Below are 22,297 nucleotides of genomic sequence, written 5' to 3'. Positions count from 1 at the left end.
ACATCATGGACTATTTCTCGATCAACATGAGCCCCGCAGTCGACCCCGGTTATTGCGTGCTCTACGGCGAACCCGAAGGCACCAACATGTTGAAGTACCGGATGTCTCAAGGCATCGCCATGGGGGATAAATACCCGCAGGATGCCAAATGGTACATGCGCAAGGAGTCCCCCGGCATCAAGCTCGCCTCCCTGCTCGCCACCGTCACCAACCTGTTGGTGGTGGAGCGTGGCATGAAGGAAGTGTTCGAACGCACGGGCGTCCCCATGGAGTGCCTACCCTTCACGCTCTACGACCACAAGAAGCGTGTGGCAAGCACCGACTACTTCATCATCAACCCGCTGGGGACCTTCGACTGCCTCGATCTGGAGAAGAGCGAAATCATCTACGATGAAGGGGAGATCGTCGAAGTCGAGAAGATCGTCCTCGATCCCAAAAAGCTGCACTCCGCCCCTGGCTTCTTCCGCATCAAGGAAGACCCATATGTCCGCGTGCTGAGCCATCAGCTCGTGGATGAACTGCGCAAGCTCAACCCGACCAACGTGTACCTGACGAAGCTGGAACAATCCGCCTAGTGGGCGACAACCCTTCGGTTGCCTTGGGCCTCTGCTGGAAGAGAGCCATCCATGTACGGGACCCCTCTGTTCATGATCGAGAAGTCGTGCGGCATCTCCCTGGAGGACGCCTACCCGGCCGTCATCCGCCGGAAGGTCACTCATGCGCAGATGCTGGCGTTCTGTACCCAGTATCGGCGCATGGGGATCTGCAAACTCTTCCTGAGCGGACTTCCGGATGCCTTCTTCGAGGATCTCTCGAAGAGCGCCCGAGCCTTCCTGTTCTTCCTGGAGGGCGTGGGTGACGAGCTCAAGCGCACCAGTAGCTCTGAACCCTTCTTCGATGCCGTCGCTTGCAATGATCGCGAGGCCGCGACCGCCATCGCGTGCCATTCACGCCAGAGCTGGCACCAGGGAGAGGAGTACGAGGATGACTTCCTCTATGCCTTTTTCCTCATGAATCGCTTCGCCCAGCAAGCACCTCGGGAGCGGCTCGAAGCGCTGCTGCGGCGCTATGAAGAGGTGCTCCAAGGAGCAGGGGATCCACGGCTGGGGCTATGCCGCTCCTATCTGACTGTCGATCAGAAGCTCTTCGATGACTCACTGGCACGCATCGTGGAGGAACGGGAGAAGGACATCCATGAAAGCCTCGAGGGCGAACGGATTCCACCGGACGACGTTCCCACCACCAGCCGTCTCTGGGTGGAACTGTTGGCACTGCTCCGTTTCGCCGAGCAGGCCGGACTCTCTCCAGCCGAGCACCATCCTCTCGCGCCATCTGTTGCTCGCATGCTGAGCCGGGCGCGCCTTCCACCACCGGATGCTTGGAGGCACATCGCCTCCTACTACGACCTCAGCTAAGAGGAACCACGCCAGATGAGAACCTGCGTCACGGCTCTAGGTATGGTGAGTGCCCTGGGCTACGGAGTGGTGGGCAGTTGCGCGGCGATGAGGGCAGGCATCTCCCGTCCTCAACCACTGGTCGGGTGCGTGGTAGAGGATGGCGAGGGTGGAGCAGAACCCGCCAAGGGGTACCCTGCGAGCTGTTACGCGGAGGGCTTCTTTCAGGCAGGTGCCTGGGTGAGGCTGGCCGCGGGAAGCTTCGAGGACATGCTGCATGCCTCAGCGCTCCCCTCCCCATCTTCGCTCGATTTCTGGCGCCGCACCGGCCTTATCGTGCTGGCGCCCATCATCGATCGGGAGCGGTTTTTCTGGTCTCTTGAGACGCAACCGGAAGCACTCCTGGAGTTCTACGCACGGCCGCTCATCGACCTGCTCGGTATTCCCGTGGCCAACAATTTCGTGCGAGCACTGGGAAGCGGCCACTGTGGTCTGGCCGAAGCCGTCCAGCTTGCCCAAGCCGAGTTTGCGACACGCCGCCTGGATCGTGTCGTCATCCTCGGGGCGGACTCCTACATCGATCCCCTGAGCCTGGATTGGCTCGCCCAACACAGACGATTGAAGACCCCCACGCGCCAGACCGGAGCCATGCCAGGAGAAGCGGGGGCCTGTCTGTTGCTCGAATCTGAATCCTCGGCACGCGCGAGAGGCGCGACCATTGGTGCGCACATCGAGGCGGTCGCATTAGATGGCCCTCTCAACGAGAAACAACCAAGCGCGCCGGGCCTGGGGCTCGCGCTGGCGGAGATGCTGAAGCGCAGCGTGCTCGGGCCAGTCCTGGAAGAGCCGTTTCGAGGAGAGGTTCTGCTTGACCTCAACGGAGAGGAGTGGAAGGCCCATACCTGGGGGCATGCGCAGGTGAGACTGAACCAACACATCGACTTCAACCAGTGCCGCTTCGTCCTGCCATGTGAGTCCCTTGGGGAAATTGGAGCGGCAAGTGGCCCGGTTGCCGTCTGCATGGCGATCAGTTCTTTTGTCCAGAAAGACACGCCTCCCGAACGCGCCATCGTCTGCTCCGTCTCGGACACGAGGCGTGTTGCGGCCGTGCTGCTCGGGCGACCACCCCAAGCCCACCCCATCACGACCGCCCGCTCATGAGCCCCTTCGTCTTCTGGCGCCGCACGTTTTGAAGACGCAAGAGACGACCACCCGGGCACTCCTGGTAACGGGGTGTAAAACAACCCCGTGCCCGAAACCCGATTCCCGGGGGCATTCCCGCTCTACGAGGAACGAGGCACGTGCTAAGCGGTTGCCTCCGTAACCGAGGAGGAGGCACCTACACCGCATGAAGAAAGCGCTCATCACCGCCGCCGTCCTCGCCCTCGGCCTACCGGCCTTCGCCCAGCAGCAGCAGCAAGAGGCGAAGCCGCTGGCCCCCGGGCGTGAGGCACTGGCCATCCCCTACGAGAAGTACTCGCTGCCCAACGGCATGGAAGTCATCCTGGCCCAGGACAAGAAGCTGCCCGTGGTGGCGGTGAATGTCTGGTACCACGTGGGCGCCTACAACGAGCAGCCCGGCCGCACCGGCTTCGCGCACCTCTTCGAGCACATGATGTTCCAGGGCTCCAAGCACGTGCCCGACGACGTGCACATCGCCATGCTCGAGCAGCTCGGGGCCAACGATCTCAACGGCACGACGAACTACGACCGGACGAACTACTTCGAGACGGTGCCCACCAACCACCTGGCCACGGCGCTGTGGCTGGAGAGCGACCGGATGGGCTTCCTGCTGGACGCGCTCGACGAGAAGAAGCTGCGCACCCAGCAGGAGGTGGTGAAGAACGAGCGGCGCCAGGGCGTGGAGACGCGCCCCTACGGCCTCGCCCAGGAGAAGCTCTGGAAGGCGCTCTTCCCCGCGCCCCACCCGTACCACGGCAAGGTCATCGGCTCGATGGCGGACCTGGACGCCGCCACCGTGGAGGACGTGAAGGCCTTCTTCCGCACGTGGTACGCGCCGGCCAACGCCACGCTCGCGGTGGTGGGGGACTTCGATCCCCAGGAGGCCCGCGCCCTCATCGAGAAGTACTTCGGCACGCTGCCCAGCGGCCCCAAGCCGGTGAAGCCCACGGTGGCCCCGGTGAAGATCTCCCACGAGAAGGTCATCCGCCACGACGAGACGGTGGGTACGCTGCCGCAGGTGACGATGGCGTGGCTCACCCCGCCGTACTTCACCGAGCAGGACGCCACCGCGGACATGCTGGCCAACGCGCTGGCCACCGGCAAGTCCAGCCGCCTCTACAAGCGCCTGGTGCTGGAGAAGGGCCTGGCGCAGAGCGTGAGCTCCACCGAGCTGAGCCTCGGGGCCCAGTCCGTCTTCTTCATCGAGGCGACAGCCCGGCCCGGCGTGTCCAGTGACGCGCTGGTCCAGGAGATCGACGCCGTGCTGGAGGAGGTGCGGCGCGGCGGCATCACCCAGCAGGAGCTGGACCGGGCGCGCACGCGCTTCGAGACGCAGATGCTGGCGGGGCTGCAGTCGGTGGGCGGCTTCGGCGGCAAGGCGGACGTGCTGCAGAGCTACAACCACTACACGGGAGACCCGGGCTACCTCGACGAGGACCTGGGGCGGTACGACTCGGTGACGGCGGAGCGGGTGCGCGACTTCGCCCGCGAGTACCTCGAGCCCAATGCCCGCGTGGTGCTGCACGCCGTGCCCGCGCAGAAGGGCCCCATCTCGGCCGCGAAGGAGACCCACTGATGCGCCGCTTGTTCATCGCCCTGTCCGTGCTGGCGCTCGCCACCGGCTGCAAGACGGCCCCCGAGCCCGTCCCCGAGGCCCCCAAGCCCCCCGAGACGCCGGCTCCGCCGCGGGAAGACCCCAACGCCTTCCGCGAGCAGCCGCCCAAGCCCGGCGAGCCGCCCGAGCTGGTGCTGCCGAAGTTCGAGCAGGCGAAGCTGGACAACGGGCTCACCGTGCTGGTGAGCACGCGCAAGGAATTGCCGCTGGTGTACACGGGGGTGGCGTTCGCGTCGGGAGGCTCGCAGGACCCGAAGGGCAAGGGGGGCCTGGCGGACGTCACGTACAAGATGCTGCTGGAGGGCGCGGCCGGGAAGGACACGACGGCGTTGGATCAGGCCTTCCAGGACCTCGGGGTGTCGCCCGCGGTGAGCGTGAACCCGGATGGGGCCTTCGTCGGGACGCGGGTGCTGAAGCGGCACGCGGACGCGGCGCTGGCGCTGCTGGCGGACGTGGTGCGCAAGCCGAACCTGGCGCAGAAGGACTTCGAGCGGCGCAAGAAGCTGCAGCTGGCCGAGCTGGTGCGCGCCATGGGCAGCCCGGGCTTCCTGGCGCAGCAGGCGTACCTGGACGCGGTGTTCGGCCCGGAGCACCCGTACGGGCACCCGGTGAGCGGACTGCCGGCCACGGTGGACACGCTGACGCTCCAGGACGTGAAGTCCTTCTACGGCAAGAGCGTGGGCCCGAAGGCCGCCGCGCTCGTCATGACGGGGGACATCACCCTGGACGAGGCCGTGGGGCTGGCCCGGAAGTACTTCGGCGACTGGAAGGCCAACGCCATGCCTCCACCGGTTCCGCCCACGCCCGCGGCGCCGCCGAGGCAGCAGGTGGTGTACGTGCCCAAGCCGGGGTTGGACCAGACCATGATTGTCGTGGGCCGGCCGGGCATCGCGGTGGGCAACCCGGACGAGTACGCGCTGGACCTGGCGACGACGGTGTTCGGCGGCTTCTTCGGCAGCCGGCTGAACATGAACCTGCGCGAGGACAAGGGGTACAGCTACGGAGCGGGAGCGAGCGCGGACGCGCGGCTGGGCGTGGGGCCGCTGACGGCGTCATCGGCGGTGCGCAAGGACGTGACGGGCCCGGCGCTGGGCGAGTTCTTCGGGGAGATGAAGGGGATTCAGGAGCGCCCCATCACGGAGAAGGAGCTGGCGGCGGCACGCGAGGGCCTCATCCGGGCGATTCCGGGCGAGTTCGAGTCAGTGGAAGGACTGGGCTCGAGCGCGGCGTCGCTGTTCTTCCTGCGCCGGCCGATGGACGAGTTCGCGCGGACGGTGGAGGGGCTGGAGAAGGCGACGCCGGCCGAGGTGCAGCGGGTGGCGGAGGCGTACCTGGGCCCGGCGGCGATGCAGGTGGTGCTGGTGGGAGACCCGGCGGTCATCCAGGAGCAGGTGGGGCCGATGAACCTGGGCAAGCTGGTGGCCCGGGAGCCGGTGGCACCTCCAGCGAAGAAGTAACCCCACTCTCCCCTCTCCCCCCGGGAGAGGAGCCCCCCGTCGTTCAAAGGGGGGGCAAGCCCCCCGGGGTGAGGGTGCCTGTCCCCCGGGTTCCCCACCGTGAGGGAACCCGGGCGTCACCGGGTCAGTCCTGCTCCTTGTCCCGTTCCTCCTGTCCGCGGAGGATGCGGATCTCCTCATCGGCCTCGTCGATGGGGCTGCGGATGTCCGGGACATACCCACCGACCTCGGCATCGCTGTCGAGGGCGAACTTCTGCTCGCGGGTGCCGTGGATGGAGTCCGCGGCGTAGAGGGGAAGGGTGTCATCGGCCTCGAGACCGCGCTCGACCCGATCGGGGGAGAAGGGAGGCTTCTCGTCTTCCCGCTCCTTGGGGTGCACGGGGTCGTACTTCCTCCGCTTCTCATTGTCGGCCATGGTGAAGGCTCCTCGTGGAATGCGGACGCGCGGGGTTGCGCGACCCTCCGAGGTTCAATGTGGGGCGCACCGGGGACGCTCCAAGCTTCCCGGGGAGGGACGGGCGCCCGCTCGCCAGGCGGGTGCACGAGGAACCCGGCGCGTGGGAGATTGCGCCCATGAGGGCCCCGCCGCCTCGATGGCCCTCCAAGGAGGTGGGCGCCGAGCGCCAGAACAACCCCCTGGCGCGCCTGTCCCTGGTGTGCGGACTGGCGGGGCGGGTGCCGCCGGTGGCCGCGCCGATCGCCATCGGGCTGGCAGACCCTGGACAAGATGCAGGAGTACGTGGAGAAGCAGGCCTCGCGCGCTACGTGAGCCGCTGGATGCGGGGGGCGCGGAAGCGGACGCGCGAGCCCGCGTGGTGGGCCTGCAGGCCGATGCGTCCGGAGCGGGGCTTGTGCGTGGGCGCGGTGAAGACACACACCTCGACGCCGTTGAGCACGACGCGCAGCTCCAGGCCTCGGGCGAGGATGTCGAAGGAGTTCCACTCGCCCAGGGGCCGCGAGGCCTTCAGCAGGGCGGGGGCGAGCGTGTAGAGGGCGCCGGTGAGGTGCAGGGGGCTGCCCATGCGGGGACGGCCCCGGGTCTCGTGCTCGGGGTCCACGCCGCGCTCGTCGATCTGCACCTCGAAACCGGCCTTCCAATCGGGCTGCCTGCGGGCGAGTTCGGCGGTGGGGAAGCGGAAGAAGACGCCCGAGTTGTCCTCGACGGAGTGGGCGAGCCAGTCCACCTGGAGGCGGAAGTCGGAGAACTCCGAGGGGGTGTACCAGAGGAGGCCGGAGCCGCCCTCGGACTCGAGGAGACCGGGGCCGGCGGGGAGGAAACGGCCCTCGCCCGCCATGGCCCAGGCGCCGGGAGTGTCGAAGGACAGGGTGTCGAAGGAGTCCATGAGCCTTTCGGGGTGAAGGGGGGCCTCAGGGCCCAGCCCCGGATGGGATTGTCGCGTGGCCTGGTCCTCGGCATGAGGCGGAATGGACTGCATGAAAAACCCCCCGTCTGCTGTTGCCGTACCCTGAAGCAACGGCGGGCGGGGGTGACGACAAACGGCGGGAGGGGGGAGTGAAGGACACTCCAGGCGTCGGATTCACGGCAGAGCCGGAGGGATTCGTTCACCTGGACGACGGATGGAGCGAGCGGAACTCCACGACACACTCGAGGAGCCGGCGGATGGCCCGTTCCGCGTCTCCCTGACAGGCCTGGAGGAACGGCAGTGTCCAGTCCTGTCCCGCGGGGACACCCTTCGCTTCCTGGAGCCAGAGCTCGAAGCGGGGGTACTCCTCGTCGCGAGCGCCCGCGAGGGCCAGACACAACCGGTAGCCATCGATGAAGCCCGCCATCCGCTTCACTTCGATGGGACCGATGAACAGGAAGAGCCGTCCTTGCCTGTCACCGATCTCCTGACGGACCCCCAGCAGCATGTCGAGCGTGGGTTGGGGTGGATTCACGGGCACCAGGGATGGCACCCGGACCGAGGGATGCTCGCCCTTGCCACGCCACTCGATGGACGCCAGGGCCTCGGGAGGAAGGGCGCGGAACTCGGCGACGAAGTCCAGGTACTTGAGCAGGGCGCGCCGGTGATCACCGTGGAACTCCTCCAGATAGGCGGGTTCCCAGCCCTCGCCCGGCCAGGCTTTCTTGATGAAGAGCAGCCACTCGCCAAACAAGGCATCCGGGCCTTCGTCGACCCCGAGGAGGTGAAGACACCATCCATACCCCCCGATGAAGCACGCCATGCGGTCCACATCGGGCATGCCGATGTAGAGACACGGTCCCGATGTGCGATTCCGCATGTCCTCGCGGATGCGCAACAACACGTCAAGCAAGGGGACGACAGGCTTTGCTCCAGATGGAGGACTCATGGCGTCTCCGGCAGGACTTCAATGACCTTCTGGGTGATGTCCGAGAGTGCGCCCAACCGGCCCAGGTACTCCGCCCACGGCATGCCGGCCGCTCCAGTGTATGCGTCGTAAGCGCGGCCGTTCATCCGCACCAGGACATGATAGCCGTTCTTCGACACATTCAGGTCCCGGCCCGCCCCATCACAGCGACCAGCCGAGCGACAGCTGCGCACGCGGAGCCACGCGCACGGTCCACAGGCTGAAGCCAGGAATCGGGGGCCGGTAGAGCGCGCCCAGGCCCAGCGCGGCCTGCACGGTGAAGCCATCGCCGAACCGGAAGCTGTAGCCCGAGAGCACCGCGCCGCCCACCTGCCACACCGCCTGCGTGCGCCACGCGTGCACCACCTCGAGCCGCGGGCCCACCCACAACCCCTCCAGCACCGGGCCCTTCAAATAGAAGCGGGCACCCGGCTCGATGCCCACCCGCAGGGAGTCGGGCGCCCCATCCTCGAAGACGGGAATCCACTTCCCCAGGTTGAAGCCCACGCGCAGCCCCAGCGTCACGGAGAACCCGTCGTCCCGCTCCTGCTCGGCCTCCAGCGCGAAACCGTCAGCGGCCAGCGGCACCGCCACACCCACGTACGTCCGTCCCTCCCAGCCATCACCCGGCACCGGCTCCTCGGGAGCACCCCCTCCCGGCGGAATCGCCGTCATCACCAGGGCCGTCATCACTCCCAGCAATCCGGACATGGCTCCCCTCCCTGCAACCTCCATGCACCGGCCCGGGATACGGCAACCCCGGGCCACGCGGGCACTTTCCCGGGCCCCCACGTCACGCGGCGTACGCACTTGCGCCTTCCACTGACACGCGCCGTACGCACACCGCCCGAGTACCGGCTCACGGAGCGTGGCCCGCCTCCCGGTCCTTCGTTAGGTTGCATCGCATGTCCGCTCCCCTCTCCGACGCTCCCTTCCTCAACGCCACCACCTGGAAAGCACTCGGGGAGGGGCGCTACCAGGGACACGTCCGCCCCGAGTGGTTCCAGGGACGCGGCGCCTACGGCGGCATGCTCGGCGGCACGCTGCTGCGCTCGATGATGCGCGAGCTGAACGAGCCCGCCCGTGCACCGCGCTCGCTCACCGTGCACTTCTGCGCGCCCGTGGCGGAAGGCGAGGCCTCGCTCGTGGTGCGCACGGAGCGCGCCGGGCGGCAGGTGACGCACCTGTCGGCGCGGATGGAGCAGGGCGGGCAGGTGACGTGCCTGGCGAGCGCCACCTTCGCCACCTCGCGCGAGACGCCGCTCGTCTACGCGGACGCGCGCCCGCCCCGGGTGCCGCCCCCGGACGACGTGCCCCCCGTGCCGAGCGCCATGCTGCCCACCTTCGGCGCCTGGTTCGACTACCGCTGGTGCGTGGGCGCGGTGCCCTACTCGGGCGCCGACGAGGCCCGCGTGGGCGGCTGGATTCGGCCGCGCGTCCCCACGCCGCTCGATGCGCCGCTGGTGGTGGGCCTGCTGGATGCCTTTCCTCCCGCGGCGTTCGCCCGCGTGGACGGCTTCTGCAACGGCGCCACCATGGACTACACGGCGCACTTCTACGCGCCGCTCCCGCTCGACGCCGCGCCGGACGCCTTCTACCTGCGCACCGGCCACTCCCGTCACGCCGCGCACGGCTACGCGGATGACCTGGCGGAGCTGTGGAGCCGCGACGGCCAGCTGCTCGCCCAGCTGCGCCAGATGGCGGCCGTGTTCCCCCCCAGCCGGTGAATCGCGAGCCGATGTCCACCTGCTGGACGGCGCGCTTCTCGGGAGGTGGGGAGGGGGTTCGCTGGGGGCCACTTCCGCTCCAGGCGGGGCTCGGGTAGTTTGCGCCGCCCTGCGTTCGGCAGTTCCGCAGTACGCAGCAAACCGAGGACATCAACGATGGCACGCATTTCCCAGGACCAGGCGCAGGAGCGCCACGCGTTCCTGCTCGATCTCTTCCGCAACCAGCCGGACATCAGCCGCAACGAGGCGATGGACGCGTACAAGGACAAGTTCGGGGCGTCGCTGAACGCGAAGACGTTCAACGAGCTGCGCGAGCAGGCGCTGCGCGAGGCGGAGAGCGTGGAGAAGGAGGAGGAGAGCGCGAGCGAGCCCGAGGAGACGCCGGTGGAGGAGAAGCAGCGGGTGGTGGCGGCGGCGCCGGTGCTGACGGGCGACGCGAACGCGCCGGCGGCGGCGAAGAAGCCGAAGGCCAAGGGCGGCGGCGCGAAGAACGTGTTCGTGGACGCGACGCAGGAGCAGCTGCAGTTCCTGGAGAAGGTGCTGGTGCAGTTGCAGGAGTCGGGCGCGAACAACGTGCGCATCGACCACTCCACGGACCGCTGGATGGTCCTGACGGTGGACGCGAAGTAATCGCAGTCCCGAAGTCCCCTCTGCGAGCCCCTCCCCTCTCCCCCCGGGAGAGGGACGGGGTGAGGGTGCCCGCCCCCGTGTTCCCCCCGTGAGGGAGAGCGGACCGGGGACGGAGCCCGGAAATCCCGGTAGAATGGAGGCCATCACCCGCCGAGGGGAGGGCCTGCCCGATGGAGAAGGATGCTTCGAGTGCGGCACCCGTGGAGACACGGCTCACGTGGGACAGACTGGCGGTCCAGGCGCCGCTCACCGTCTCGAACGAGAACCTGACGCTGTCCTGGGACAAACCCGGCTCATCCCAGTACCAACCGGTGTTCCTCCGCGCCCTGAGCACGGGCGAGCTCAAGGGCAGCCACTTCTACTGGGAATTCGTCATCGAGTCCTCGCGGCAGCAGCAGCTCGGCGTCGGCGTCATCTTGGAGCCTGCCTGCTGGGTGCACCCGGGCTATCTGGGCGCGGGAGGCAATTCCTGGTCGTACGATCCGCTGCGAGGAGTGATTGCGACCCGCCAGCAGGCCCTCCACTCGGGCCTCCCGACCTTCCCGGACTCGGGAGTGATCGCCGTGGAGCTGGATCTCGCCGAGAGCGACACCTTCACGTTCATCGTGAATGGAGAGCGGACGCTCCCCATCGAGCTTCCTCTCGGCTGTACCGTGATGCCCGCGGCCTGCCTCTTCGCGGTCGGGCAGAAGGTCACCCTGCGCAACTTCGTGGCCAATAAACCCGAGGTCCTCTCCCTCGCGAAGGCCCGGCGGAAACGAGAGCGCGCGCGGGTGCCCGAGGAGGCCGCGAGCCAGAAGCGGCCCAGCGGCGCCGCCTTGAGGCTCGCCGACACCATCCTGAAGATCGTGGAGTTCGCCGAATGTGAATCGGCGCTCCTCAGGGACCCGGGGAACATCAGGCTCCGCTACAAACAAATCAAGCTCCTGAAGACACGTGCCGTCATCCCCGATGACGAGGTCAGGAGGAACAAGGTGCTCGCGGCCTACGAGACGCTCTGCATGCTCGCCCCGGAGGATGACAAGGCCTGGATGGGGAGGGCCGACTGGCTCCACCTCCATGGCCGCGGTGAAGATGCGTTGGCGTGCCTGGACAAGTGCAAGCAACGCAACGCGAACTACTGGCTGGCCCGGGCGCACTACCTGGACACGCTCGGCAGGTTCGAGGAGGCGCTGAGCTGCTTGAGGACCGTCCAGCAGATGCAACCGGAGGACAACTTCCTGCTGGGGAACATCGGCGGTTCGCTGGCGAAGCTGAAGCGATGGGAAGAAGCCCTCGAGGTGCTCGAACAAGCGCTCCGCACGAATCCACACTACGTGGCCGCCCGGCTCGAGAAGGGGCAGTGCCTCATCGGCCTCCAGCGCTACGAGGAAGCGCTCGCCGTCATCCATGAGGTGGATATCACGCGGAAGATGGGGAAAACGAAATCCCTGCTGGCCTATGTCTTCTTCAAGCTGGGACACCCCGACATGGCACGGCGGCTCCTGGATGCGGAACTCTCGTGGGCTCCCAAGACCCAGCCGCTCGACGAGAACGGCCGCACGGTCCTGGGCACCGAGGTCGAGGAGGAATTCCAGACCCTGGCCCGGGAGGTGTACGACCGTTACGAGCCCCTGCGCCGCGACGACTAGCCTGAACCGCCCGGAGAGGCGCCTCAGAAGTCGCCGGAGCCCTCGACGGGCACGGCGGCGCCCGGAGCCACCGCGGGCACCAGCTTGGAGGGAGCCTCGGTGGCGTCGAAGGCGCGGGGGCGCAGCAGCCTCAGGGTGAGCACCAGCGCGAGGAACAGCACCGCGCAGCTCGCCGTGACGAAGCGCACGCCGATGCGATCCGCGAGCGCGCCCTGGGCCCACACACCGGCGGCGTACCCCACGCCGAGCATCATGCTGTAGAGACTGTGGATGCGGGCCTGGAGCTCGCGGGGGACGCGCAGCTGGCACAGCGTGTTCAGGCCGGTGAGGGTGGCCATGTAGAACCAGCCGAGCCCCACCATGGCGAGCGCGGCGAGGTGGAGGGTGGGGGCCATCCAGTAGAGGGCGGCGATGGGGCCGATGCCGAGCAGACAGGCCTCGAGGACGCGCTGGCGGCCGAAGCGGGCGACGAGGGGCCCGAGCACGACGGCGGCGAGCACGGCGCCGACGCCCTGGGCGGTGACGAGCAGGGAGGTGGCGGCGGCGCCCTGGTTGAAGACGCGGATGGCGTACACGGGCACCAGGCCGATGAAGGGGGCCACGAGGGTGCACATGACGAGGGTGCCCATCATGGCGAGGAAGATGCCGGCGTCCTCGCGGGCGACGCGGGCGCCGCGGACGATGCCGGGCCAGAGCTCGTCCCGGGAGAGGGCGTTGGCCCTGGCCGAGGGGCGCACGAAGGCCAGGGCGATGAGGACGGCGACGAAGGACAGCGTGTTGACGAGCAGGGCCCAGGCGATGCCGTGGGCGGAGAGCACCACGGCGGCGAGCGCGGGGCCGGTGATGCGGCCGAGGTTGAACTGGGCCGAGTTGAGACTCACCGCGCTGTGGAGGTCCTCGGGAGGGACGAGCTCGGAGACGAGGGCGGAGAAGGCGGGGTTGGTGAGGGCGCTGACGCAGCCGTTGAAGAAGGAGATGACGCCCACGGCGGGCACGGTGAGGTGGCCGGTGAAGGCGAGCGCGGTGAGGATGCCGGCCAGCAGCGCGTGCAGCAGGGTGCCCACGGCGACATAGGTGCGCCGGTCGAAGCGGTCCGCGAGTGCCCCCGCGACGGGAGAGAGCACGAGGGCGGGGAGATAGGTGATGGCGGCGATACCGCCAGTGGCCTCGGCGCGGCCCGTCACGGTGGTGACGAAGACACCCAGCGCGAGCATCTCCATCCACGTACCGATGTTGGAGACGAGCGCACCAGACCAGACGTAGACGAAGTTCCGGTGCCCGAAAGCACGGAGCGAGGAGAAGCGCGACAGGTGGAGGGCAGTCACGGCTCGACCCTTGTAACGCACCTGGGTGACGCGTGCTCGGTGGGCACCTGCGCACACGACGCCGAGTGCATGCTCGCCAACTGGCTGGGCAGACACCCGGCAAGCCTCCAGTGGTGGCGAATTCGTATGAACACAAAAAAGAAACGAGCCTCCACCGGGAAGGCTGGCCCAGGGAGGGACTGACGCATCAGGCTGACGCGCCATGACACGAGCGATGAAGGTGTTGCTGCTGCTGGGCGTGATGGTGGCGGGGAGCGCGGGGGCCACGGGGCCCTCGTCACTGGAGGTGAAGCTCACGCCGCTGGCGGCGAGGAAGGGGTCGGTGCTCTTCCGTACCCGTTACACCGTCAACCGGGAGGGGGCCCACCGCTTCATGACGGTCGAGTTCGGCTGGCGGGTGGTGGAGCAAGACACACCTGGTGCTCAACACCCTGGACATGGCGCTCAAGGGACGCCAACCACCGCAGAGGTTGTGGCACCACTCGGACCGGGGCAGCCAGCACGCCAGCACCGACTACCAGCAGGCGCTGGGAACTCGTCTACACCACCAGCTTCGCCACGCACGAGCAGGCCCGGCTGGCCCTCTACGAGTACATAGAGGTCTTCTACAACCGTCAGCGGCGGCACTCTTCGCTGGTCTACGTCATCACGGAAGTCAGTTGAGTGTTCCGGTCAAACCATATGACACGCCCTGCTCGACGTACCTGCGCTGGAGCCTTCAATCGGAGATGCTCGCTCCGCATCGGGAACAGCCTGGGGGAAGCAACTACGGCGAGCCTCCGCCCGATAACCCCAGGCGGCCGGACCCCCACCCGGCTTCTGGAGTCGGTCATGCAACAAGTCCGTGTCGTCGATGGCCGCCAACTGTGCCCTCCGATCTGTCTCGCCGTAGGTCTGGCGCTTCTGTCTTCTGGATGTGCACACGTGCATCCAGGCTGGCGGCGGAAGCATGGATGGCCGGGTCTGGGGTGAGTCACAGTGCAGGGCGTGCTACGCCGCCTGCATGCGCTATGGATTCTGGCCGTGGCAAGCCAACGACAAGCCCTGTCCTGGAGCCTGATCATGGAACCCCCACACCAGGAGCGCGCCCCGACATTCGGTGAGGAGCTCGATCTCCTCTTCATGGAGTTCATGAAGTCAGATGCGCCATACGAGCAATGCAGGCGCGAACTCCTGAAGCTGGAGAAACGCTGGCTGCAAAAGGCAAGGACTCCAGCCCAGCGCCTCGCGGTGCAGCGCATCATCGCAAAGACCCTCCTCACCGAGGCATTCGGGTTCGGCATGCCGTGGAAGGAGTTCGGTCGGTGGCTTCGTCGTATCCAGACTCTCGGCTTTCGCGATCTGGGAATGCTCGTCCACGTCACCTGCCTCTATGTGCAGGCACTGGACCTCTTCCCTCGACAGGCTCGCGAGGCGTGGGCCATGTTGGAGGACACAGAGAGAAGAGTGCGCCGACTCCGTCGAGAGAACCCCCTTCGCAAGGAACACATGGAGGCCATCGCGCACGCGAAGAAGGTGGCCCGCGTGCCGCCGCCCCCTCCTCGCTGACGTGATCGACGTCGGGGCGGCGGAGCGCGGCGGCCTCTTCTTCGCCGTGAAGATGCTTCGGTCAAGCGAGCTTGGCGCACGCGAGCGGCGGGAGATCAGCATCCCATGAGTTCCGCTCGCCAGAGGAGGACGCAATCTGGGACCTCCCGCTGTTCGCTCCAGACGCGCCCGCCACCTCCGCCCATCGAGCGAAGCTCCGTCCACTCCCGGTGCAGAGCGCGGAGCTCCGGTGGGCTCCGCATATCTCCTGGACGACATCAACGGGCGTGTCTCCTGAGGGTATCCGTCCCGGTGCTCCTACCCGGTGGACCCCCCTGTGAGCCGCTACTGCGCGCCCGTGGCGATGGGGCCCTTGCGCGAGGAGATGGAGCCATCCGCGCCGATGACGGCGCCGGTCTCGGGGAAGTCCTCGCCGGTCAGGCGGCGCACGAGGGGAATGACCTCGCCAGCCGAGTCAGGGACGGGAATGCCCCGGCCCTCCTGCTTCGTGGGGAGGATGCGGCCGGAGCGGAAGCGGCCCTGGGAGTCGAGCTCCACGTCGACGACCATGCCGAGGCCCTGGGGGCCCTTGAGGTTGAAGGAGCCGTAGGTGGCGAAGTTGCCCATGGAGTAGACGATGAGGCGGTCCTTGTAGAACTCCATGGCGCGCACGACGTGGGGCCCGTGGCCGAGGACGAGGTCGGCGCCGGCGTCGATGACGGCGTGGGTGAAGAGACGCAAATCACCGCGGTCCTCGCCGTAGAAGATCTCCCGGCCCTTGGGGATGTTGAGGGCCTTGCCACCCTCTGCGCCGCCGTGGAAGGAGACGATGACGAGGTCGTGATTCTGCCGGGCCTGGCGCACCAGCGCGGTGGCGGTGGCGGTGTTGTTGAGGTGGTTGCAGGAGGCGGAGGTGTGGAAGGCGACCATGCCGATGCGCAGCCCATTGCGCTGGACGGTGGCGATGGAGCCGGCGGGGCCGCTCCAGGGGATGCCGAGGGCGTCGAGGGTGGCCTCGGTCTCGCGGCGGCAGAGCTCGCCGAAGTCACCGGAGTGGTTGTTGGCGGTGGAGGCGAGGTCGACCCCGGCCTCGGCGAGGTACTTGCCGTAGCGGGTGGGGGAGCGGAAGGCGTAGCAGTTGCCACCGCGGCGGCACTTCTTGGTCTCGCCGTTGTCGCAGAGGGGGCCCTCGAGGTTGATGAAGGTGAGGTCCGCGTCGCGCAGGAGGGGGGAGACGGCGGCGAGGCTGGAGGCGCCGTCATCGGGGGGCAGGAGGCCCTCGGGGAAGTCGGTGCCGAGCATCACATCGCCGACGGCGCGGATGCGGACGCGGGCGTCCTTGGGAGGAGCGGCGCGGGGAGGAGCCTTCGAGTCAGCGGAAGCGAGCTTCTGCTGGAGGGAGGACTGGCCGCGGGCCTGGGTGAGGGCGTCCTCGAGGTCGGGGTAGTTGGGGTCGAGCTTCTGGACGGAGGACCACTCGGTGAGGGCCTCGGACCAGCGGTTGAGGACGGAGTAGGCCCAGCCAAGCTCCCAGTGGCAGTCGATGCGGGAGGGGGCGGCCTGGGTGCAGGCGGAGAAGGCGGCGATGGCGGCGGGGGCGTCCTTGGCCTTGAGGGCCTCGACGCCGCGGGCATGGAGCGAATCCGCGGACGCGCCCTCTCCCTCTGGGAGAGGGCTGGGGTGAGGGTCTTCGGCCTTCACGGCGGGGGCAGCAGCCGGAGCCGGAGCAGCCGCCGCCGCGGGAGCCGGAGCGGGAGCCGCGGCAGCCGCCGGAGCGGAAGTGGGAGCGGAGCCAGCGGAGCCCTCATCGGAGAGCTGGGAGTGGGAGACGGACTCGGGCTCGGCGACGGAGGGGCCGCGAGCGGTCGCGCAGCCGCCGAGGGCGGAGAGCGCGAGCACGGAGAGCACAAGAGAGCGGGAGCGCATGAGGGGGCGCATCTTAAGGGCGGCGGGGCGGCTTCCAGAGAAATGCGTACGGGGACGTCGAGCGCTCGACGGCGGAGCAGCCGGGCGGGCTCGGGGAAGAGGCGGCAAGCGTCCTATACTGGGCGCGGTATGTCCCAATCCGCTCCCGCACTCGCTCCCCCGGCGGCCCCGGCCGCGCTCCGCTTCGACGGCCTGTGGCTGTTCTCCCCACGGGTGGACGTGAGCCTGCTGCTGATGCCGGCGCTGCTGACGCTCTTCTCGGCGTGGCTGGCGGACGTCACGGGCGAGGGCGTGGACGGGTACTCGCAGGCACTGGGCCGGTGGGCATCGCAGTACGTGCTCTTCAACGGCACGCACGTCATCCTGTCCTTCCTGCTGGTGGGCGTGCGGCGCGAGCTGCTGCACACGACACCCACGCAGGCGAGGCTGCTGGTGGGAGGCTCGGCGGGGGTGTTCGCGGTGTGCTTCGCGCTGCTGTGGTACGCGAACCAGTACGCGCCGAGGCTCGACTTGATGGTGGCGGCGGGGGTGCACGTGCTGGCGGCGCACCACACGCTGTCGCAGGTGAAGGGCCTGTGGGCGCTGCACGGGTTGAAGGCGCGAGGGGCGGGAGTGGCCTCGGTGTCGGAGGCCGAGCGCCGGCTGCAGCGGGTGTTCGTGCCGTTGGCGCTGGTGCTGATGATGGTGCGCACGCTGGCGGTGCCGATGACGGGCAAGGCGGGGGACTTCCCGCTGGTGAACGTGGGGCAGACGGAGAGCGGGGCGCTGCCGTACGGGACGACGTGGGTGCTGCTGGCGGTGTGGGGGGTATTCGTGGGGCTGCTGGTGGCGGCGCTGCGAGGGGAGGCGGGGCCGAGCGGTCCGAGGCGGCTGTACGTATTGGGGCACGCGGCGGTGGTGGCGGTGTACCTGGTGTGGCCGGCGTGGGGGGTCATCCTGAGCGCGGGCATCCACGGGCTGGAGTACTTCTTCCTGACGGGGCGGATGCTGGAGCCGACGGAGCGGGAGAAGGAGGCGAGGCTGCGAGGGGGCGCGGTCTGGGTGGCGATGGTGGGGGTGATGCTGCCGCTGATCGTGGTGGGGGTGGCGCAGAGTCCCTTCGTGCTGTTGGTGGACGGGAGCACGGGAGGGTCGGCGACGAAGTTCCTGCTGAGGCAGGAGCCGCTGTGGACGATGGGGGTGACGGTGACGAACGCGATCGTGCTGGCGCACTACTTCGCGGACGCGTTCCTCTACCGGTTCAGGATTCAAAAGGTGCGCGAGGTGACGCTGGGAAGACTGGGCCTCGCGTAGCTCCCCTCTCCCCCTGGGAGAGGGTTAGGGTGAGGGTCTTCCCCCACGAGAGGAGGCCCCATGCGAATCGCCGCAATGCTCAGCCTGTCCACCCTGCTGTCCGCCTGCGCGCTTCCCGGTGAGCGCTTCTGCACCCTGGAGGCACGCGCCTCGGTGCAGGTGAACGTGGTGGACCCGAGAGGCAACGCGGTGCGGGACGCCCGCGTCACCTTCACGCGGGATGGAAGCGCCGAGCAGCAGGCGCTGTGCAATGGCAGCGAGCAGGCGCAGGGCAACTGCGACACATGGGTGACGGGGTACGAGCAACCGGGCGAGTACGTCATCACGGCCACGAGCGCGGACGGCCAGCGCACCGCGAGACAATCGGTCTCGGTGGGCGAGGACGAGTGCCACGTGCAATCCCAGACAGTGACGCTCACGCTTCCGGATTAGGGCTCCAGGACACACTCCCCCGTGACGGAGAGCCTGACACATCGCGAGCGGTCGCGTGTCCCTCGTCGTGGGTCGGGGCGTGACGGACCACCGGCGTGCTAGACAGGCGCGCATGGCCCGCACGACTCGCAAGCCCACGAAGCGTCCCGCCGTGAAGAAGAGCGCCACGAAGAAGACCGCGGCGAAGAAGACGGTAACGAAGACGCCCTCCCCTCCGGCGGCGCGGCCGGCACCGAGCACCAAGCCCCTGGGGCAGAAGATGCTCCTGAAGCCGGGCATGGAGGCGGTGGTGCTGGGGGCTCCTGGGGATGCGGTGGCGCTGCTGGGCGAGCTGCCCGAGGGAGCCCGGGTGAGGACGAAGCTGGGCAAGGGCGCGCCCTTCATCCTCGCCTTCGTGCGCAACCGGGCCGAGCTCGGCCAGCGCATGGCGGAGCTGGGCCCGGTGCTCACGCCCACCACGCTCTTCTGGATGGCCTACCCGAAGCAGTCCTCGAAGGTGGAGACGGACCTCAACCGGGACAAGGGCTGGGAGTCCGTCGAGCGGCTCGGCTGGCAAGGGATTGCGCAGGTGGCCGTGGACGCCACGTGGGCGGCGACACGCTTCCGTCCCGCGTGAAACCAACCCCTCTCCCCCCGGGAGAGGGAGATGAATACCTTGGGCTCCCCTCTACCCGACCCCACACCGGGAGCCCCTCATGCTGAAAACCACGCTGCTGCTGAGTGCCCTGCTGTCCTCCCCACCCGCTGGCGCCTCGGAAGACACCACCCCGCTGGAGGACAACCGCCGCATCACCGAGGGCTACATCCAGCTCGCCAATGCCTTCCAGGCGCTGCTCGACCCGGACTTCCAGCCCGGGGGCACGAGCGGCCTGCGCCCCAACTGGTTCGCCTTCGCGCCCCACGCCTCGCAGGCCGCGGGCAAGGGCATGCTCAACGCGGCGCTCGCGAGGCGCATCCTCGACGCGGCGCGGGGAAGACCCTCGCTGTCCGTGCTGGAGGCGCTCGAGCGGGTGGGCCTCACGGGCACACTGCGCCTGTCGGTGGAGCAGCTCGCGCTGGAACTGGTGGTGCGGGGGCTGCCCACGGACGTGGCCTCGGCGCTCGGCGCGCTCACCACGGGGATGAACGGCGAGGCCCTGGCGGATCCGCGCACGCTCGCCACCACCGCGTCGCGCTTCGCCGCGCTGTACGCGGGCGCACCGGGGCTGATGCCGCTCGACAAGGCGGAGGCGGTGGTGCTCACGCTGGAGCGCACGCTGCACGGAGGCAACGTGGCCATCTTCGCGGACATCGGCGGAGCGGCGAACGCGTACCTCGCGTGGCGCCAGTCGGCCGGCGAGGTGAAGCCCGAGCGCGTGCTGTCGGAGTTCGCGCTGGCCGGCGAGAGCCCCGAGGAGGCGCGGCTCGCCTACGACTCCGCGCGGGCCCACGCGCACGACACCCCGAGGCCCCATGCCTTCGACGCGCTCTTCCCGGGAATGGAGGGTCGGAGCCTGGTGGTGGCGGCGTTCGCGCTGTACGAGCAGGCGCGGCTCACGGAGGAGCGCACGGAGCGCGAGGCCCTCATCGCGGTGGCCAACAACTACCTGGCCTGGAGGGAGCAGCACGACGCGGTGCAGGGAGCCTTCACGCCGGCGCAAACATATACGGACGAGGTGTCACGCCCGGAGGTGATGAGGACGATGACGCCGATGCTGGGGGTGCACTTCGGCACGTTGAAGTGGACGCTGGCGGATTACGCGTATGCCCATGCGGACCGGGACGGCAATCCCCTCACTTCGCAGCCAACGGAGTACGGCTGGGCGACGTTCTGGGACCGATGGCCGCCGATCCTCGACTCCTTCGAAAAGGGTTACGCGGAGCCCACGGCGCTGTGGGTGATGCCGGAGCCGCTGGAGGACCCGATCCAGACGGAAATGCATGGAGTGATTGGAATCGGCCTGGAGGGTTGAGGGGCATGAAAGCGTTCGTCTACCCTGGGAGCCATTCAGCGCGTTCGCTTCAGCGGATGCTCTCTCCAACACGCGCTCCCTGCTGACGGAGGCGGGCCACCAGCCGCGGGTGATGGAGCGGACGAGGAGTTCCACGTCGACCCGGACGCGCTGGGAGGAACCGATGACGGTGCGGAAGAACGCGGTGGAGCGACGGCTGGATCTGCTCCACGACCAGTGGATGGAATTCGCCCAGCTCCCCGAGGCGCGCCTGCTGCGCTGGGTGGTGGATCCGGACGAGGTGCGGATGGTGGAGGCCTTCCTGGAGAAGGAGGGCGATGAGCGGATGGGGGAGTGCCCGGACCTCTTCCTGCGCCTGGAGGAGCCCTTCGACGAGCCGGCGCGGTACGGCTACGCACTGCGTGAGGCACTGGTGCGGATGGAGGAGGAGAGCCGCGCCGGGCTGGAGGAGGTGGGGTGGCCGGACTGGAGCTGCCCACCGGTGAAGGAGGGGGGAACGGACGTGGACGCCTTCCTGGCGGCGTGCGACTCGCTGCGCAGCCACTACGAGAGCCTGTGCGAGCACCTGGTGGTGGTGCTGCTGCCGACGCAGGGGACGGATGCGAGCGCCTGGCTGAAGTGGCTGGGCAGCGCGGTGGAGAAGGCGCGGTCCGCCCACGTGCGCATGGTGGTGCTGGATGACGCGAGGACCCTGGTGTTGGAGCCACTGGCGGAGACACGGCCCGACCGGGTGGTGACGATACCAGCGAAGCTGGAGATGGGACGGGCGCTGGAGGAGCTGTCGCAGGAGGCCGGCAACCTGGACAGCCCCGGAGGACAGTTCCGGGAGCTCTTCGTGCGCCTGGGCAACGCGGCGGCGAAGAGGGACGTGGAGAGGGCGCGGACATTGGGGGCCCAGGCGGTGGCCGTGGCGGCCGGGCAGGGGCTGTACGAATTGGTGGTGGCGGCACACTTCGCGGTGGGAGGAGCGCTGCTGGGAGCGGGGCGGCCCCAGGAAGCGCTCGAGCAGTACCAGCAGGCGGAGGCGGCGGCCGGGGAGTCCGCGGCGAAAGGACAGCCCCAGGGAGCGCAGCTGCGGCTGAGCTCGCGCATGGCGCAGGGCGCCGCGCGGGTGACGGCCCAGGAGTACGCCCAGGCGGCGGCGCTGTACGAGGAGACGGCGCCCCTGGCGCGCGAGCTGAAGGACGCGCGCATGGAGCTGGAGTGCTGGCGGATGGCGAGCTGGTGCCACGAGGTGACGAAGGAGGTGGAGCGGGCGTGGGAGCACGGCCAGCGCGCGTGGGAGGTGGGCCGGGCCATGGACGCGCAGACGCGGGACACCTCGACGCTGCCCTACGTGGCGGAGGCGCTGGTGCGGCTGAGCCACGGGCGGCAGGGGACGCAGGCGGCGCGGGCCATGGAGTCGGAGGTGGAGTCGCTCCTGGGCACTGACTGGCGGCCGGAGGCTCCGGCCGAGGGAGGGCAGCCACGATGATGCCAGCGGTGAAGCACCTGGACCCGGTGTTGGGCGTGGACATCCACTTCATCATCACCCCGCCCGGGCCGGTGGTACCCATTCCCCATCCGCATATTGGAATCGTGTTCGACCCGTTCGACTACCTGCCCATCATCGGGGCGACGGTGGTGGTGAACGGGCTGCCGCGAGCGCAGGCGGGCACGGGCGGGCGCACGCTGCCGCCGCACTTCCCGATGGGAGGCGTCTTCGCCAAACCGCCCGGCAACGAGAACGAGACATTCATGGGCAGCTCCACCGTGGTGGTGGAGGACGAGCCCTTCACGTACATGCTGCTGCCGGTGCTCAGCTGCCAGGACATCGGCATGCCCTCGCCGCCGCGCAAGAAGGGGCCGGGCGCGAAGACGCTGCAACTGCCCACC

General features: G+C 68.6%; 22 protein-coding genes and 1 pseudogene. 16 read left to right on the top strand and 7 right to left on the bottom strand.

What is annotated here, in order from left to right; translation table 11 throughout:
- Positions 1–5: 5 nt before the first annotated feature.
- The 5 genes from VFZ09_RS17345 (at position 6) to VFZ09_RS17325 (ending at position 5,648) form a co-directional block, all read left to right on the top strand.
- The gene (locus VFZ09_RS17345) at positions 6–575 is read left to right on the top strand and encodes an imm11 family protein (protein ID WP_329728698.1); all 570 of its coding nucleotides are present in this window, start codon (positions 6–8) and stop codon (positions 573–575) included.
- Between the two features lie 51 nt (positions 576–626).
- Positions 627–1,415: an Imm49 family immunity protein gene (locus VFZ09_RS17340; protein ID WP_329728697.1), complete on the top strand. Its 789-nt coding sequence runs from the start codon at positions 627–629 to the stop codon at positions 1,413–1,415.
- A 219-nt stretch (positions 1,416–1,634) separates the two neighbouring features.
- Positions 1,635–2,555 carry a hypothetical protein gene (locus tag VFZ09_RS17335; protein ID WP_329728696.1) on the top strand — a complete coding sequence of 307 codons (921 nt, stop codon included), beginning with the start codon at positions 1,635–1,637 and terminating at the stop codon, positions 2,553–2,555.
- A 187-nt stretch (positions 2,556–2,742) separates the two neighbouring features.
- Positions 2,743–4,152, top strand: coding sequence for a pitrilysin family protein (locus VFZ09_RS17330; protein ID WP_329728695.1), 1,410 nt, complete (start codon positions 2,743–2,745; stop codon positions 4,150–4,152).
- Positions 4,152–5,648 (top strand): pitrilysin family protein, encoded by a 1,497-nt coding sequence (locus tag VFZ09_RS17325; RefSeq protein WP_329728694.1) that lies wholly within the window; start codon positions 4,152–4,154, stop codon positions 5,646–5,648. Before VFZ09_RS17330 ends, VFZ09_RS17325 begins: the two co-directional genes overlap by 1 nt.
- Positions 5,649–5,772: 124 nt before the next feature.
- Here VFZ09_RS17325 and VFZ09_RS17320 read toward each other — a convergent pair whose 3' ends face one another.
- The 5 genes from VFZ09_RS17320 to VFZ09_RS17300 all read right to left on the bottom strand — a co-directional run bounded on the left by VFZ09_RS17320 (position 5,773) and on the right by VFZ09_RS17300 (position 8,690).
- A complete protein-coding gene (locus tag VFZ09_RS17320) occupies positions 5,773–6,063 on the bottom strand; it encodes a hypothetical protein (RefSeq protein WP_329728693.1) in 291 nt (96 codons plus the stop codon).
- Between the two features lie 346 nt (positions 6,064–6,409).
- Positions 6,410–6,991, bottom strand: coding sequence for a DUF1080 domain-containing protein (locus VFZ09_RS17315; protein WP_329728692.1), 582 nt, complete (start codon positions 6,989–6,991; stop codon positions 6,410–6,412).
- Positions 6,992–7,211: 220 nt separating this feature from the next.
- On the bottom strand, positions 7,212–7,961 hold the full coding sequence (locus tag VFZ09_RS17310) for a hypothetical protein (protein ID WP_329728691.1): 750 nt from the start codon (positions 7,959–7,961) through the stop codon (positions 7,212–7,214).
- Positions 7,958–8,086 carry a hypothetical protein gene (locus VFZ09_RS17305; RefSeq protein ID WP_329728690.1) on the bottom strand — a complete coding sequence of 43 codons (129 nt, stop codon included), beginning with the start codon at positions 8,084–8,086 and terminating at the stop codon, positions 7,958–7,960. Before VFZ09_RS17305 ends, VFZ09_RS17310 begins: the two co-directional genes overlap by 4 nt.
- Positions 8,087–8,141: 55 nt before the next feature.
- Positions 8,142–8,690 (bottom strand): hypothetical protein, encoded by a 549-nt coding sequence (locus tag VFZ09_RS17300; RefSeq protein WP_329728689.1) that lies wholly within the window; start codon positions 8,688–8,690, stop codon positions 8,142–8,144.
- Positions 8,691–8,884: 194 nt separating this feature from the next.
- On the opposite strand from VFZ09_RS17300, the gene VFZ09_RS17295 reads away from it, so the two are divergent.
- From VFZ09_RS17295 to VFZ09_RS17285, 3 genes are all read left to right on the top strand, one after another.
- A complete protein-coding gene (locus tag VFZ09_RS17295) occupies positions 8,885–9,706 on the top strand; it encodes a thioesterase family protein (RefSeq protein WP_329728688.1) in 822 nt (273 codons plus the stop codon).
- 156 nt (positions 9,707–9,862) lie between these two features.
- Positions 9,863–10,336 (top strand): hypothetical protein, encoded by a 474-nt coding sequence (locus VFZ09_RS17290; RefSeq protein WP_329728687.1) that lies wholly within the window; start codon positions 9,863–9,865, stop codon positions 10,334–10,336.
- A gap of 170 nt (positions 10,337–10,506) precedes the next feature.
- Positions 10,507–11,967 carry a tetratricopeptide repeat protein gene (locus VFZ09_RS17285; protein ID WP_329728686.1) on the top strand — a complete coding sequence of 487 codons (1,461 nt, stop codon included), beginning with the start codon at positions 10,507–10,509 and terminating at the stop codon, positions 11,965–11,967.
- 23 nt (positions 11,968–11,990) lie between these two features.
- Here the strand turns inward: VFZ09_RS17285 and VFZ09_RS17280 are convergent, their stop codons facing one another.
- Positions 11,991–13,292, bottom strand: coding sequence for an MFS transporter (locus tag VFZ09_RS17280; protein ID WP_329728685.1), 1,302 nt, complete (start codon positions 13,290–13,292; stop codon positions 11,991–11,993).
- 413 nt (positions 13,293–13,705) lie between these two features.
- Between VFZ09_RS17280 and VFZ09_RS17275 the strand changes: the two are divergent.
- Positions 13,706–13,955: pseudogene (locus VFZ09_RS17275) on the top strand (IS3 family transposase); the annotation flags it as partial.
- A gap of 399 nt (positions 13,956–14,354) precedes the next feature.
- The gene (locus tag VFZ09_RS17270; RefSeq protein WP_329728684.1) at positions 14,355–14,840 is read left to right on the top strand and encodes a hypothetical protein; all 486 of its coding nucleotides are present in this window, start codon (positions 14,355–14,357) and stop codon (positions 14,838–14,840) included.
- A 324-nt stretch (positions 14,841–15,164) separates the two neighbouring features.
- Here VFZ09_RS17270 and VFZ09_RS17265 read toward each other — a convergent pair whose 3' ends face one another.
- Positions 15,165–16,745 carry a CapA family protein gene (locus VFZ09_RS17265; protein ID WP_329728683.1) on the bottom strand — a complete coding sequence of 527 codons (1,581 nt, stop codon included), beginning with the start codon at positions 16,743–16,745 and terminating at the stop codon, positions 15,165–15,167.
- A gap of 129 nt (positions 16,746–16,874) precedes the next feature.
- Here VFZ09_RS17265 and VFZ09_RS17260 point away from each other — a divergent pair, with 129 nt between their 5' ends.
- The 6 genes from VFZ09_RS17260 to VFZ09_RS17235 form a co-directional block, all read left to right on the top strand.
- Positions 16,875–18,038 carry a hypothetical protein gene (locus tag VFZ09_RS17260; protein ID WP_329728682.1) on the top strand — a complete coding sequence of 388 codons (1,164 nt, stop codon included), beginning with the start codon at positions 16,875–16,877 and terminating at the stop codon, positions 18,036–18,038.
- Positions 18,039–18,098: 60 nt separating this feature from the next.
- Positions 18,099–18,470, top strand: a complete 372-nt coding sequence (locus tag VFZ09_RS17255) for a hypothetical protein (protein ID WP_329728681.1) — start codon at positions 18,099–18,101, stop codon at positions 18,468–18,470.
- A 112-nt stretch (positions 18,471–18,582) separates the two neighbouring features.
- On the top strand, positions 18,583–19,086 hold the full coding sequence (locus VFZ09_RS17250) for a hypothetical protein (protein WP_329728680.1): 504 nt from the start codon (positions 18,583–18,585) through the stop codon (positions 19,084–19,086).
- A 79-nt stretch (positions 19,087–19,165) separates the two neighbouring features.
- The gene (locus VFZ09_RS17245) at positions 19,166–20,422 is read left to right on the top strand and encodes a hypothetical protein (RefSeq protein ID WP_329728679.1); all 1,257 of its coding nucleotides are present in this window, start codon (positions 19,166–19,168) and stop codon (positions 20,420–20,422) included.
- A gap of 163 nt (positions 20,423–20,585) precedes the next feature.
- The gene (locus VFZ09_RS17240; protein WP_329728678.1) at positions 20,586–21,896 is read left to right on the top strand and encodes a hypothetical protein; all 1,311 of its coding nucleotides are present in this window, start codon (positions 20,586–20,588) and stop codon (positions 21,894–21,896) included.
- Positions 21,893–22,297 (top strand): PAAR domain-containing protein (locus VFZ09_RS17235; RefSeq protein WP_329728677.1); only part of this gene is annotated, 405 nt, incomplete at its 3' end. The genes VFZ09_RS17240 and VFZ09_RS17235, both read left to right, overlap by 4 nt.

Source organism: Archangium sp., assembly GCF_036277355.1.
In the GTDB taxonomy this organism is placed as follows: domain Bacteria; phylum Myxococcota; class Myxococcia; order Myxococcales; family Myxococcaceae; genus Archangium.
This window is presented reverse-complemented; position numbering and strand designations above follow the sequence as displayed.